This is a genomic window from Tepidisphaeraceae bacterium (assembly GCA_035998445.1).
GTDB lineage: Bacteria > Planctomycetota > Phycisphaerae > Tepidisphaerales > Tepidisphaeraceae > DASYHQ01.
The window spans coordinates 473,364-486,998 of the sequence record DASYHQ010000018.1 but is presented as its reverse complement, the minus strand read 5'-3'; the positions used below and the strand labels follow the sequence as shown (position 1 = coordinate 486,998).

Genomic DNA, 13,635 nt, shown 5'->3' with positions numbered 1-13,635 from the left:
TCCTTTCCTGATCGTCAAATCTACGTGGCGCTAATTTTACAGTCAATTAAATTTTTTCGTTGTGAGTGCGTTTTTCGAAATGACTGTGACACGTTTCGCGTGACTTGCGATGCGGCCAAAGCGAAAACACCTGATTTCGCGAGCGACGTTCGATGGGGTCGCGCGATGCGTTGCGATGCGCGCCTGATGCGAACGTACGACAAAGCGCCTGTTGAATTCAATGGGTGTCGCGAGATTTTTCGGAGCGATGTCGCTCCGAGTCGGTTGGTCCTCTTCTGTAGGACAGGCATTCCTGCCTGTCTCTCCCCCCGTTCTCCCCCCGTATCCAATGCATAAGACAGAAGCGTTAGAAGCGAAGAGCGCGATGGAGTCGCGAAAGGTGGCGCGAAGAAGAGGTTGAACCACAGAGGACACTGAGAACACAGAGGCAGACGCAGAGCGGCAAGTCCTTCCGATTGCAATCTGGTGCTTGGTCATTGGTTCGTCATTTGGGCTTGGGATTTCGTCTTCTCGAAGATGCCAGAACGAATGAACGAGATCGGCCGGCCACGCTTGAACGCGCGGCCGGCCGGCTGGTTTCGTAGGCGAAGTTGTCCAGCAGCAGCGGCTATCGGCTGATCAGCGACCGCCCGGTCATCTCCGCGGGGATGGGCAGGCCCATCATCTCCAGCGCGGTGGGGGCCAGGTCGGCAAGACGGCCGCCTTCGGTCATCCGCATGCCCTTCAGGCGGTCGTCGATCAGGAAGTATTCGACCGGGAAGGTCGTGTGGGCGGTGTGGGGCAGGCCGGTCTCGGGGTCGGCCATCTGCTCGGCGTTGCCGTGGTCGGCGCCGACGATCGCAACGCCACCGACGCGCTGCACGGCCTCCAGCAATCGGCCGACGACGAGGTCGGTGTGTTCCACCGCCCGCACCGCGGCCGGCAGCACACCCGTGTGGCCGACCATGTCACAGTTGGCAAAGTTCACCACCAGCAGGTCGTACAGGCCCGACTCGATCCGCCGGACCGTTTCGTCGGCAATGCCGTAGGCGCTCATCTCGGGCATCTGGTCGTACGTGCTGACGGTGGGCGACGGCACGATCTGGCGGTCCTCGCCCGGGAACGGCGACTCGCGGTAGTCGTTGAAGAAGAACGTGACGTGCGGGAACTTCTCGGTCTCGGCGCAGCGGAACTGCCGCAGGCCCAGGTTGCTGATGTACTCGCCGAGGATGTTGGTCATCTTCGGCGGCTTGGCGTAGGCGACGTGGACGGGCAGGCCAGTCTCGTACGCCGTCATGGTGACGAAGTGCAGGCGCAGTTTCGGGCCACGGTCGAAGCCGTCGAAATTTTCAAGGACGAAGGCCTTGGTCAACTCGCGCGGGCGGTCGCCACGGTAGTTGTAGAAGACGACGCTGTCGCCGTCCTTCACGGTTGCCAGGGGTTTACCATTGGCGTCGACGACGACCGACGGCGTGACGAACTCGTCGCCGGTCATGTTGCTGGCGGTGGGGTTGGCGTAGTAATCCTGCACGACCGCGGTGGCCGACGGGTACTTCGGCGCGTCGGCGAACGCGATGGCGCGGTAGGCGGTCTCGACGCGTGGCCAGCGGTTGTCGCGGTCCATCGCGTAATAGCGACCACTGACCGAGGCAATCCGGCCGACGCCGATCTCGCTCATCGCCACTTCGGTCTGCCGGATGAACTCCAGGCCCTTGTTCGGCGGTGTATCACGACCATCGGTGAAGGCGTGGAGGTAGACGCGTTCCAGCCCGCGCGACTTGCAGAGCCGCAGCACGCCGTAGAGGTGTTCCAGCAGCCCATGGACACCGGCGTCGCTGACGATGCCGAAGATGTGCAGATCGCTGTTGCTGGCCAGCGCGTTGTCGACGGCCGCGTTCATCTGCGGGTTGCTGAGGAACTCGCCGTTGCGGACCTGCTTGGTGATGCGCACCGATTCCTGATCCACGATGCGCCCCGCGCCGATGTTCTGGTGCCCCACCTCGCTGTTGCCCATCGTGCCTTCGGGCAGGCCCACGTCGAACCCGCTGGTGGCGACCAATGCGTGCGGGTACTCGGCCAGCATGCGGTCGTGCACGGGGTGGTTTGCCAGATGGACGGCATTCGTCACGTTGCGCGTGGGGTCGGGGTTCATCCCCCAGCCATCACGAACGATAAACACGAGCGGGCGCTTGGCGGGTACGGTCACGATGTCGGTCCTTTCGCTGTTCGATCTTTCGGTTTCGCGCGGCCGGATTCTACGGGACGGGTGGGGGTTTCACCATTGGTGGCTTGAGGTACGCGGACGGATCTCTCCTCGCGCAATGTGCGACGTGGAAGAGAACGCGAAGTCGCGAAGGAGGGCGAAAAACCGCGAAGAAGAGTGGCCGGCGTTCTCCTTGCGGCGGTCTGGGTAAGGCAAAACGCGAGTTCGTGCACCATTATGCACCATTGTGCACCATCGGGTGATGGCGATGACGATCCACGACGGCTCGCACGTCAGCTATTCGGTTGTCAAAGAGCACACTATCCACTTCTACGCTCGCGCTGCGCGATCAACGTCGGTCTGGCGCAACACCCGTCGCGATTCGTCGCGTCCGCGCTTCCCGTAGCATGGGCGTCTCGCCCATGGGTGCGGCCGAAGCGGAAGGCGGTGTTAGAGCAGTGAACGAGATGAAGCCCCCGGCAACTCATCTTGATTCTCATCCTGCTGACGGGCCATGGGCGGGACGCCCATGCTACGGGAAGAGCATGGTGAGGTTGAATTGCTGAAAACACGCAGGCCACGAAGGCAAATCGACTAATCGATCTCCTTCGTGGCCCGCTTCGTGTCTTCGTGCCTTCGTGGTTCTCTCTCTCTTCGGTCAGCCCTAAAAACTTACCCCGCGTTCGCCCCGCTGGTCACGAAGCTTTCCAGCTTGCGCGCTTCAGCGATCGGGATCAGCTTCTTGAAGTGCCGGCGGCACTCGCTCCAGTTGGCCAGGATCTGCTTGGCTCGTTCGCTGTCGGTCATCGTCGCGTACTCGCCAAGCAGCGGGCGCAGCCACTGGAAGTCCTGGTAGGTCATCGACGTGAACGACACGCTCTTGCTGTGCACCCGGCGGGGGGCGTTGTCCTCGGGGTCGTACAGGATCGCCTCGCCACCGGTCATGCCGGAACCGATCTCGTTGTCGGTGCGGCCCAGGATGACCACGCGGCCCTCGGTCATGTACTCGCAGGCGTACTTGCCCGCGCCCTCGGCGACGATCGTCGCGCCACTGTTGCGGATGCCCAATCGTTGACCGGCCCGGCCACCGATGTAGCAGCGGCCACCCGTGGCGCCGAAGCAGACGTTGTTGCCGACCACGCTCGACCACTCGCGGTCGAACGCGGAATCGGGATCAGGGCGGACGACGATGATGCCGCCGCACTGGCCCTTGCCGACACCGTCCTGCGCGGTGCCGATCAGCGTCAGTTCCATGCCGGTCATCGTCCAGACGCCAAAGCTCTGCCCGGCGTGACCGCGGAACTTCAGGCTGATTAGACCGGCATTGGGCATGCCTTCCAGCTTCCATCGCTCTGCGATCATGCCGGCGATGCGGGCGCCGACCGAGCGGTCGTAATTGGTGATCGCGAACGACAGCTGAAGGTCCTTGCCCGTCTCGATCGCGTCGCCGCACGCGACGGCCAGCTTGGCGTTAAGGCTCTCGGTCTTCATCTGCACGGTTCGCCGGGCGATCTCACCCGTATGGCCCCAGCTCGGAGCCTGGCTCTTGGGCATGTTGACGAGCATGCGGCTGAAGTCGAGCTTCCCGGCGCGGCCGGGCTTGTCGATCTTCGACAGCAGTTCGGTCCGGCCGACGATGTCGTCCAGCCGCTTGGCGCCCAGCTTGGCCAGCAGCTTGTTGGCGTCCGTCGCGACCTGAATGAGGTAGTTCTTAACGTGCTCAACCTCACCCTTGAATGGGCCCTGATAGCCGGCGACGCCCGTCGGGCAGCGTGGGATGTGGCAGGTGCGGCACATCACGCACCCCTCGGCCACCATCAGCGTCTGACCGAACACGAACATCTCGCCACCCATGATGGCCATGCGAATGATGTCCAACCCGGTCTTGTTGCCACCGCCCACCGCCAGCTTCACCGCGTGCCGCATGCCGTTGATCGTCAGCGCCTGGTGGACTTCCACCAGACCCATTTCGACGGGCAGACCAGTGTGTTCCTTCGAGGATGCCAGCGCCGCGCCGGTGCCGCCGGACATGCCATCGATCTCGATGATGTCGGCGCCGGCCTTGGCCACGCCCACGGCGATCGTGCCGATGTTGTGGACGGCCACCAGCTTCACCGACACCTCTAGGCTCGGCTTGATCGACTTCACGTCGTAGATCAGCTGCGCCAGATCCTCGATCGAGTAGATGTCGTGGTGGGGCGGCGGTGAGATGAGGTCCGTTCCCGGCTTGGCGTGCCGGTTCTTGGCGATCTCGACCGTCACCTTCTTGCCCATCAACTGACCACCCTCACCGGGCTTGGCGCCCTGAGCGATCTTGATCTGGATCTCGTCGGCGTTCACGAGGTACTCGCTATCCACACCGAACCGACCCGAAGCGATCTGCCGGGTGGGGCTGCGCGCGTGGACCTTCTCACCACCCTTGTTACGGCTGCGGTCCTCGCCACCCTCACCGCTGTTGCTGCGGGCGTTCAGCTCGTTCATCGCGATGGCGATGCACTCGACGGCCTCGCGGGTGAGGGCGCCGTGGCTCATCGCGGCGCCGCGGAAGCGCTTGGAGATGATCTCGGCGGCGCTTTCCACCTCGGTCGGTTGCAGTTCGGGGCCGATCAACTGCGCGGCCTCGTCGAAGCGCACGCGCATCAGATCGCGCGGCAGCGTGGCGGGGCGGCTGTTGACCAGGTCGGCGAACTTCTCGAACTTGTCCTGCGAGCCCGTCTCGTACGCCGCCTGCATGGCCTTGCGGACGATCGGGTTGAACATCCGATAGTCCATGCTCTTGCGCAGCTCGCGCAGTTCGGTCGCACGCTTCCAGCGGTCCTTGTTGTCCTCGATCAGCTCGGCGATGCCGATGCCACCCATGCGGGTGACGACCGGGCCGATCAGCTCGGCGATGTCGGCGCCAAGGCCCACGGCCTCGAACAGCCGCGCGTCGCGGTAGCCGTTGGTCGTGGTGATGCCCATCTTCGAGTACACCTTCTTCAGGATGTCGTCGAGGGCATGGTAGACGTTCTCCACCGCCTCTTCGGGCGTGATGTTGACGTCCTGCTTCAGTTCCTTGTCGCGGTAGATCACGCCCTCGTACGCCAGGCGCAGGATGTTGTACGGATGGACCGCATCGGCGCCGAAGCCGAGCAGCACGCAGACGTCGTGGCCCTCCTGCACCTCGCCCGACTGCACGACCAGCGAACAGCGGTCGCGCAGCGCCAGCTTCTTCAGGTGCCCATCGGCCACCGCCAGCGCGATGATCGCGGGCAGGGGGGCGGGAACGGAGCCATCGGCGCTCTCGATGAAGGCGGTGCGGTCGCTCAGGAAGATCACGCTGTTGCCGGCCTTCACGGCCTGCTCGACGCGACTCTTCAACTCTTCCACCGCGGCCTTGAAGCCTTCGACGCCCTTGTTCAGGTCGTACACCGCCGGCACCACCGCCGGGCCGAGCACTTCCATCTGCATCAACTCGTCGACCTGCGCATCGGTTAGGACCGGGATGCTCAGCTCCGCCTGCCGGGGGGGCAGCGTGTTCTTTTCGCTGCGACGGCGCGGCCGACGACCGATGTAGGCCGTCAGGTCCATCGCGGCGCCTTCGCGGTACGGGTCGATCGGCGGGTTGGTGACTTCCGCGAAGATCTGCTGGAAGTACTTGAACAGCGTCAAATGTTCGTTCGACAGCACCGACAGCACGCGGTCGAAGCCCATGGAGCCAAGAGGCTCCTTACCGTGCTGGGCCATGTCCTTCACGAACTGCACGCGGTCCAGGTCCCAGCCGTGCGCGATCAGCAGCTGGTTCAGTTCCAGGCCGCTCTTTTCCTCCAGATCGCCCGAGTGGGCGCTGGCGATTTCGCTGTAACCGAAGGCCGTGGGGACGAGGATCTGGCTGGCGTTCAACTCGTCGATGGGGCCCAGCTCGGCCTCGGCCTCTTCGACCACCTTGGCGACGAACGCCTTGGAGTCGATGAACTCGCCGGTCTTTGTGTCCAGCGCGATCATCTCGCCTGGCTGAAGCTGGCCCTGCAGCACGATCTCGTTGGGCTTGTGCCCGAACGTGCCCGATTCGCTCGACACGAACAAATTGCCCTTCGTGTCGATCGACCAGCGCACCGGGCGCAGGCCCATGCGGTCGACGCCGGCGATCAGATACCGGCCGTCGGTGCTCATCAGGCCGGCGGGGCCGTCCCAGGCGCACAGGGTGCCATAGGCGCGGGTGTAGTAAGTGAACAAGTCGTGGGCGCCCTTGTCCCACTTTTCCGGTTCGCTGTTCCAACTGGGCGGAACGCTGATGCGCAAGGCGCGCAGCGCGGAATGATCGTGGCGCACCAGGTGTTCCAGCCATTGGTCGAGCGACGCGCTGTCGCTCATGCCGGCGGCCAGGGCGTGTTCACGATCAATGTCCGGAATGATCTGCGGCGCAAACGCCCGCACCGCCTGCCGGTTGCCGGAAACCGTGTTGATCTCACCGTTGTGCGCCAGCATGCGAAACGGCTGCGCCAGCGCCCAGTTCGGAAACGTGTTCGTGCTGAACCGGCGATGGAAGATGCACATGCCCGTTTCCAACTCCGGGTCGCGCAGATCGTCGTAGAACGCGATCAGCTGCGGGTTGGTCAGCAGGCCCTTGTAGGAGACCATGTGATGGCTAAGGCTGGGGATGTACACGCCCGTCCACTTGCGGTCGAGGAAGCCCTTCTCCAGCCGAATGCGGAACCGGTAGGTCCAGTATTCCAGATCGCTGTCGGCGATGTTGGCCTTCAGGAACAGCTGCCAGATCTGCGGCATGCTGGCGCGGCTTTCAGGGCCGATCTTGTCCGGCTGGGTCGGCACCTCGCGCCAGCAGAGCAGCTCGACGGGGGCGTCGCGCATCTCGCTGGCGACGAACGCCTTCAGCTCGGTCATCAGGTTCTTGGGCTCGAACGGCACGAAGAACGTACCGACGACGAGCTTGTCGTCCGCCTTTAGCGACACCTTGCTGAGCTTCCCTATCTCGCGATCGAACAGCTTGCGTGGGATTTGGAGCAGGATGCCCGCGCCGTCGCCGCTTTCCCCAAAGATGCCGCCACGGTGTTCGAGCGAGACGAGGGCTTCGAGGGCTTGTTCGATGATGAGGCGCGTGGGTTTGCCGTCTTTGGCCGCGATGCCACCGATGCCGCACGCGTCGTGACCGACGGCGTCGTCGTACATCAGTTCACCCGTCTGCACCCGCTGTTGCCAGGCCGACAGGTCGCTCAACCACTGCTGCTCGTTTGCGTTGCTCATGTTGCATCTCCACGCCACACGCGGACTTACGCGCTGGCGGTGGGGTAAAACTTACGAGGATCACCGGGCGATGGCGCACCCACCGGTGCTTCCGAAAGTCAGCCCGGAAGGTCCACATCGCTTGGTCTCACCCCGCGGCGGGTGAGATTTATCGCTGTCGGAATCATAGCGTCCCGGTGGAGCCTGGCTGGTTCAGGGCCATTTTGCGCTCTTGGGACGCGTTCGTGTGCCGTTCACTTACGGATAACGATGGCGCTTCACCCACCTTCACCCGCGAGGGAATGGAGGCAAATTATAAAGGTGGCGGGGTTGGAATCAATGCAATTCCATTCGAACTGAACAATGCGGGCAGGGGGAGGCGGATGAACCGCGGAGACGCGGAGGACGGGAGAGGGAGGGGGAGTGACTCCTCCTGTCCCCTCTCCCACATACTCATGGGAGAGGTTAGGTGAGGGTGATTCGTCCCTCCGAGTGTCGTCGGCAGATCGAAATCACCCTCACCTAGCCTCTCCCGGCGTACCGCGAGAGGGACCGGATGGAACTCCGTCCCGTTATCCCGTGCACCTCACCGCTTGAACCCCAGGAAAAACCCAATCGCCGCCGACGTCGTCGATGGCAGGGCGGCCAGCACGAGGTCCTTTAGTTTCACCGCCTGCGATTGCGCCCACCCCGCGACCGAGTCGTAGTTGTCCTTCATCGTGGTGAAGTCGACGTTGATCACCTTGAAGTACGACAGCACCACGATCGCCGTCACGATGATCGCCGCCAACGCGGCCATCGTCTTGATGAACATGCGGAAGACCGTCCCCACGATCACGCCCACGAACACCGCTAAGCCCACGCGGAACATCCAGCCCGCGATGCGTTCGGTGTGGGACAGTTCAACCTCGTCGATGTCGACAGTGTGAACAACTTCTGTTCGTGAGCCCGAACTCGGCTGCCCATTCAGAAACCCCGACGCCCCATCTGGCATCCGCTCCGACGCCTCCACCCGCGCCGGCGGCGGCGTCTCGGTGACCGACCGCTGCGTGGCCGTAAACATCGTCGCCAGTTGCGCGCCACCGCCGATCAACGCCGCCATCATCGCCAGCGCCAGCAGGCGTTTCTTCCACGACGGCAGCTCCGCGACCGCGTGCGATAGTTTGTGCCGTTGAACGCTGCCCTCGTCGGTCATGGTCTCTCCTGTTGGGCGGTATCCTATCGATGCAGGCGGGTTCAGTGAATCAAAGCGATTGAACCACAGAGGACACCGAGCCCACAAAGGCAGACACCGAGCACGCATTTCCGATTGGGATTTGGTGCTTGGTCATTTGTTGGTCATTGGGGCTTGGGATTTCATTTTAAGATTCAATGGCCCAGAGAACGTAAGACACCCCCTCACCTTGTCATCTCCCATCCCTTCCCCGTACAACCGACAGCTACTATGGCCCGCGATCCCTCCCGCAAATACCACGACCGCGTCGCCCGGCAGTACGACGCGATTTACGACGACCCCTACTGGGCGTTCCACGATGAGCTGACCTGGCGGATGGTCAAACCCTATCTGCCGCGCGACCTCGCCACCCAGTGCTGCGACCTAGGCTGTGGCACCGGCAAGTGGGGCCTGAAGCTGTTGAAGAGCGGCTACGCCACCACCTTCGCCGACCACGCCGCCGCCATGATCGAGCAGACGCGCCTGAAGCTGGCCGACATGCCCCCCGCGCGGGCGAAGAAGGCCACCCTCGCCGTCGCCGACATCGTCGACATGCCAGAGCTGCCCAGCGACACCTTCGGCCTGACCCTGGCGATGGGCGACCCCCTGTCCATCTGCACCGACCCCGTCCGCGCCGCCCGCGAGATGTTCCGCATCTGCGCCCCCGGCGGCCACGTCATCGCCACCGCCGACAGCAAGCTCGCCGCCGTCGACCACTTCGTCGAACGCGGCAACCTGACTGCGTTGGAAGACTTCATCCAAACCGGCAAAACCCGCTGGCTGACGGCCGCCAAGGAAGAACGCTTCGAACTGACAATGTTCACGCCGACGAGTTTGCGCAAACTCTTCGAGCACGCCGGGTTCGAGGTGATCACGGTCGCGGGAAAGCCGATCATCCCGGTGCGTTCCAATAAGTTTTTACTGCAAGCCGAGAACGCCGTGGAACGGCTGTTAAAGCTGGAGGCGACGTTGGCGAAAGATCCCGCGTCCGCCGCGAGGGCGGGGCATCTGCAGGTGGTGGCGAAGCGGGTGGGGTGACCGCCGTGTTCCGAGCTCAGATCGAAGACACGGGCGGCGTACCGCCCGTGGCACTCGGCTGCCGGTAGTGGGTCAGTTTGAAGTGGCACGGGTTTGCATCCCGTGTTCTGCAGCGAAGACACGGGTTGAAAACCCGTGCCACGGGGACACGGGCGGCGCACCGCCTATGGCACCCAGCGGGTTCAGTACATCATCATCGTTGCGATGCGCCAGGAGCCGTCGATCTTCTCGAACTTGACCTCCTGCGACATCGTCGACCCGTCGCGGCCCTTGCGGACCAGCTTTGCGGTGGCGGTGGTGCCGGAAGGGTCGATCGTCACGTCCTGCAGTTGCAGCGGTCCGGCGGGCTGACTGGTCGGGCGGCGGCGGGGGGGCTGTTTAGTCATGAAGTCGAGCAGGAACGCGCGCTTGTCGGGGAGTTCATCCACGAGGCGCTTGGCGAAGTCGTCACGCGATTCGCCCGGCTTCTGTGCCCGGCGATCAAGGCCATGCCTTGCCTCGAACGCCGCTCGGTCGGGGTTGATCGGTTGCGTGGCCGACTGCGTCGTCGGCGGCGACGCGATCATCCACATGAGCACCCGGGCGATGGCCGCGTGACCTGCCGGACTATAGCAATCGATCTCGGCCACGTGGTCGCCCGTCTTATTCGCATTCCGAGCGGCAAGAACGACCGCTTCGGGCGTCTCGTACACGACGGCGGACGTCGTTGGTTGCGACGTCGGCGCCTGCGCGACCGCCAGCTGTTGCGGAACCACTGAGATAGCGCCGACGATGGCGGCAAGAAGAATCTTCGATAGTCGCATGGTTAACTCGCTCTTGTTTCCTTGGCGGGCGCCACCATCCGTGCGCCACCCGTGCAAGTCTCTGCATCACGAGGACACGGGCAGGCAAGCCGCCGGTGGCACGGTTGTTTCTTGAAAGCACTTTCAGTTCCGATCCCACGGGGCCGTTTCCCCGTCCCCGTCCATGTCGAAAGGCTCGGGGTTCGCCTCGTTGAATTGGCGGATTTGCTCGAGCGCCGCGCGCAGGGCCGGGCGCTCGGGTTCGGCGATGTTCATTAGCTCTCGCTCGAGCGCGGGAGTGGGGTCGGGAAACGGGATGGCGTCGGGATCGAACGCTTCCTCCTCCGCCGGTGGGGGCATTTGCCGAAGTTGGTCGAACGCCGCCATCAACTTCAGGTTCACCGCGTCGGCCAGTTGCGGGTGGGGCGTCTGGCCGGTCTCGTCGCACCACCGCTCGACCGAGGCGACCATCGCGTCGTTCATCGCCCGCATCGCTTTGACCATCTCTTTCACCGCGTCCAGCTCGTCGGCGTCGTCGGCGTACTCCGCTTCCTCGTCGATCAGGCTCGGGGCGGCGTTGTCGATGATGAACGTCACGTCGTCGCGCGACAGGAACGACTCGGGCGACTCACCGATGCAGCGTGCCCGCAGGTCGCGCATCGATCCGGCGAACTCGGGAACGAACTCGGACACGTCCGCCTGCCGCCAGTCGCCGACGCCGTCGATCACCTTCAGTGCCTTGTCCAGGTTGGCCGGCAGGCGAAACCCGTACTGCGTCGCGAAGCGGATCGCGCCGGCGATCAACGCGCGGGCGGCGTCGGGGTCGCACGGGCCGATGGGCGTGATCTCGCCCGCCTGCCGCAGGATGTCGTTGAACTCGGCCGTCGTCACGTCGGTCATCATCCAGGCGTCCTTCAGCCCGGCCACGCCCTGGTCGACGAGGAAGCCGACGGTGATCCGTCTTCCCTTCACCTCGCGCACCGCGAAGATCGAGGCCTGTCGGTACGGCTTCCAATCCTTCTGCATGTACATCCGCAGCGTCCCCTCGCCCGGCCGCAGCCCGTCCAGCGGGCTGCGCTGGCGCGCCTTGCGCAACTGCTGCTGCTTCGTCCGCCGCTTGATCCGGTCGCGTTCCTTCTTGCCCGCGCTCATCACGTCGCTCCCTTCGACTTGGATCGGACGTCCCGCACGTCCCGCCGAGGCGATTCTAATGGGTGATCTACCCTGAGGCGACGGGCCATAACTTCAATGCCGCAGACGTTTGGCCGTGGGCGCCGGAAGGGCTTGTAAGGGAATTTGACGCCGCGGCGCGGCGGTTTTGGAGGGAGGTGTCAGATCGAGTGCAACAGTCGCCGGTGGCCCGCGGATTGACGGGCGGTGCCTCCGGCAGCGGTGTGCAAAAGTACAAACTTATGCGCCAAGAACGCGCATCGCCAGGAAACCGCCAGCCGCGATCATGATGAGGCCCACGATGAGGCTGATGATGCCGACCGTGCGGGCTTGCTGGCCGGTGAGCGGCTTGTCGGCGTCCCACTTGATCTCGCCCTTGATCGCCCCAAGGTAGAACGCGAACAAGGCTACTAAACCAAATCCAAGCAACGTGATCGCTAAGTACTTCATGCGGCTCCTGATCCTGATTCACCCGAAGAAACGAACCTCTGTTCGCATCATACGGAACTTGCATGGGTTCACCACGGACAGCGCCCGACGTGCCAATCCCGTAAGGTGAACTTCAGCCCACGTCTTCGCTTCGACGAATGGCCGGGACGGCAGTTTTGCTGACTTGCGCCTACACAGGCGGTCTGGGCTTTCGTCCCACCTGGGTGCTGAAGCTCTGCAAATACGCGATCCACATCATCGATAAGCCAAACCCATAAGCCCCTTGGATGACCAGGTCCATGTAATGCTTGGTCGGCGGGATGTGGTAGCGTTCGACGCTCACGCCCTGGTAGGTCATGGCGGTGATCTTGTCAGGCTTGCCGAGGAGGGCGACCTTGATCTCGATGCGCTGGTAGAGGCCGACCTCGCGGTCGCCTTCGAGGCGGCGGTCGATCTTCTGGTCGAGGATTTTGGCGTCGGCGTCGGTGATCTCGAAGACGGCGCCGGCGACGTACTTGCCGGGGTCGTAGACGATGTCGGCGATGCCGCCACCGTAGTAGTCGCTGTAGATGGGGAAGCTGAGGCGGTAGTTGTCCAGGACCGCCGGCCGGCCGGGCTTAAGCGACGGCGGACGGTACCCGAAATGTCGGCACCACTCCGCGACGGCTCGGCTATTGAGGTTGGACCCGTAGGCGAAGTACCACATCAGCGCGTTTGGCCCGATCTGCGACGCGGTCGTCGGGGTCGGGCAGAGGCATTCTCCCGAAATCGGCCGAGAACGCAAAGGAAGCGGGCACAACCGTGAGGCGGACGGTCACCGGTGACCCGGTGGACGCGAAGGCTCCATGGCCGGCCACGGGTGGCGCATCGCGACCACAACCGCAGGTTCACCTGCGCCGGCCATGCGGTAGACATCGGCGAAACGATCCGCCGTTCAACAAGGAAGCGGTATGGGTGATTCCCCTGAACGCGCTGCTAACTTTGTAGGACGCTCGCCCCAAGCTCGATTGTCATCCTGAAAGGGTGTGGGAGAGCACACTCTCGCTCGCCTTTACCGTGGCATGGGCGTCTCGCCCATGCTTGTGGACTGGCACGGAATGCGACATTTGTGGGCCGCTGCGCCGACCAGGCCGCAGACGTTAATCCAGTCTTCTGGCCTCGCGACATGCATGGGCGAGACGCCCATGCCACGGTCGGAGCGGACGCGGCAATCTTCTTTACACCCTCTCAGGATTACAACTGTCGCTGGACGAGGCGTCTTACACGCCCTGGCTCAGCTCGCGCTCGGCCTGGAACCAGTGGTCGGCTTCGGTGCCGGGGGTGCCGGCGGTGTAGAGCTCGTAGGCGCGCTTGCAGATCTGGTCGTACGTCGGCGCGATCGTGGCAGCGGTGGTGCTGGCGGCGACGGCGACGGCGGACTTGGCCTTGGGGGCCTTGGGGACGGCCGTGTTGCGCACGGTCGTCGTGCTGGCCTTGGTGCTCTTGGGGGCGGCCTTGGCGGCGGCGGCGGGCTTCTTTGCGGGTTCTTTCTTGGCCATGATGATGACTCCTGATTCGGTCTGTTCGTTTGCGTTTAAGACGGGCATGACACCCGGACC

9 protein-coding genes are annotated in these 13,635 nt (G+C 63.7%); 1 reads left to right on the top strand and 8 read right to left on the bottom strand.

Annotated features, from left to right (window positions below; all coding sequences use genetic code 11):
* Positions 1-607 precede the first annotated feature (607 nt).
* From gpmI to VGN72_08730, 3 genes are all read right to left on the bottom strand, one after another.
* Positions 608-2,185, bottom strand: coding sequence for a 2,3-bisphosphoglycerate-independent phosphoglycerate mutase (gene gpmI / locus VGN72_08740; GenBank protein ID HEV7299434.1), 1,578 nt, complete (start codon positions 2,183-2,185; stop codon positions 608-610).
* Positions 2,186-2,854: 669 nt separating this feature from the next.
* The gene (gltB, locus tag VGN72_08735) at positions 2,855-7,426 is read right to left on the bottom strand and encodes a glutamate synthase large subunit (GenBank protein HEV7299433.1); all 4,572 of its coding nucleotides are present in this window, start codon (positions 7,424-7,426) and stop codon (positions 2,855-2,857) included.
* 565 nt (positions 7,427-7,991) lie between these two features.
* Positions 7,992-8,600 carry an FUN14 domain-containing protein gene (locus VGN72_08730; protein HEV7299432.1) on the bottom strand — a complete coding sequence of 203 codons (609 nt, stop codon included), beginning with the start codon at positions 8,598-8,600 and terminating at the stop codon, positions 7,992-7,994.
* A gap of 249 nt (positions 8,601-8,849) precedes the next feature.
* Between VGN72_08730 and VGN72_08725 the strand changes: the two genes are divergently transcribed.
* Positions 8,850-9,656, top strand: coding sequence for a class I SAM-dependent methyltransferase (locus VGN72_08725; GenBank protein HEV7299431.1), 807 nt, complete (start codon positions 8,850-8,852; stop codon positions 9,654-9,656).
* A 182-nt stretch (positions 9,657-9,838) separates the two neighbouring features.
* Here VGN72_08725 and VGN72_08720 read toward each other — a convergent pair whose 3' ends face one another.
* The 5 genes from VGN72_08720 to VGN72_08700 all read right to left on the bottom strand — a co-directional run bounded on the left by VGN72_08720 (position 9,839) and on the right by VGN72_08700 (position 13,575).
* On the bottom strand, positions 9,839-10,459 hold the full coding sequence (locus VGN72_08720) for a hypothetical protein (GenBank protein ID HEV7299430.1): 621 nt from the start codon (positions 10,457-10,459) through the stop codon (positions 9,839-9,841).
* 123 nt (positions 10,460-10,582) lie between these two features.
* The gene (locus tag VGN72_08715) at positions 10,583-11,590 is read right to left on the bottom strand and encodes a hypothetical protein (GenBank protein ID HEV7299429.1); all 1,008 of its coding nucleotides are present in this window, start codon (positions 11,588-11,590) and stop codon (positions 10,583-10,585) included.
* Between the two features lie 258 nt (positions 11,591-11,848).
* Complete coding sequence (locus tag VGN72_08710; protein ID HEV7299428.1) at positions 11,849-12,058, bottom strand: hypothetical protein; 210 nt, start codon at positions 12,056-12,058, stop codon at positions 11,849-11,851.
* A 169-nt stretch (positions 12,059-12,227) separates the two neighbouring features.
* Positions 12,228-12,743 carry a gamma-glutamylcyclotransferase family protein gene (locus VGN72_08705; GenBank protein HEV7299427.1) on the bottom strand — a complete coding sequence of 172 codons (516 nt, stop codon included), beginning with the start codon at positions 12,741-12,743 and terminating at the stop codon, positions 12,228-12,230.
* A 553-nt stretch (positions 12,744-13,296) separates the two neighbouring features.
* A complete protein-coding gene (locus tag VGN72_08700) occupies positions 13,297-13,575 on the bottom strand; it encodes a DUF2934 domain-containing protein (GenBank protein HEV7299426.1) in 279 nt (92 codons plus the stop codon).
* Between the last annotated feature and the right edge of the window lie 60 nt (positions 13,576-13,635).

Bases quoted from the DNA above. Each gene is read 5' to 3' on its own strand.
- gltB (HEV7299433.1), bottom strand. From the start codon at position 7,426: ATGAGCAACGCAAACGAGCAGCAGTGGTTGAGCGACCTGTCGGCCTGG.
- VGN72_08730 (HEV7299432.1), bottom strand. From the start codon at position 8,600: ATGACCGACGAGGGCAGCGTTCAACGGCACAAACTATCGCACGCGGTC.
- VGN72_08725 (HEV7299431.1), top strand. From the start codon at position 8,850: ATGGCCCGCGATCCCTCCCGCAAATACCACGACCGCGTCGCCCGGCAG.
- VGN72_08720 (HEV7299430.1), bottom strand. From the start codon at position 10,459: ATGCGACTATCGAAGATTCTTCTTGCCGCCATCGTCGGCGCTATCTCA.
- VGN72_08715 (HEV7299429.1), bottom strand. From the start codon at position 11,590: ATGAGCGCGGGCAAGAAGGAACGCGACCGGATCAAGCGGCGGACGAAG.
- VGN72_08710 (HEV7299428.1), bottom strand. From the start codon at position 12,058: ATGAAGTACTTAGCGATCACGTTGCTTGGATTTGGTTTAGTAGCCTTG.
- VGN72_08705 (HEV7299427.1), bottom strand. From the start codon at position 12,743: ATGTGGTACTTCGCCTACGGGTCCAACCTCAATAGCCGAGCCGTCGCG.
- VGN72_08700 (HEV7299426.1), bottom strand. From the start codon at position 13,575: ATGGCCAAGAAAGAACCCGCAAAGAAGCCCGCCGCCGCCGCCAAGGCC.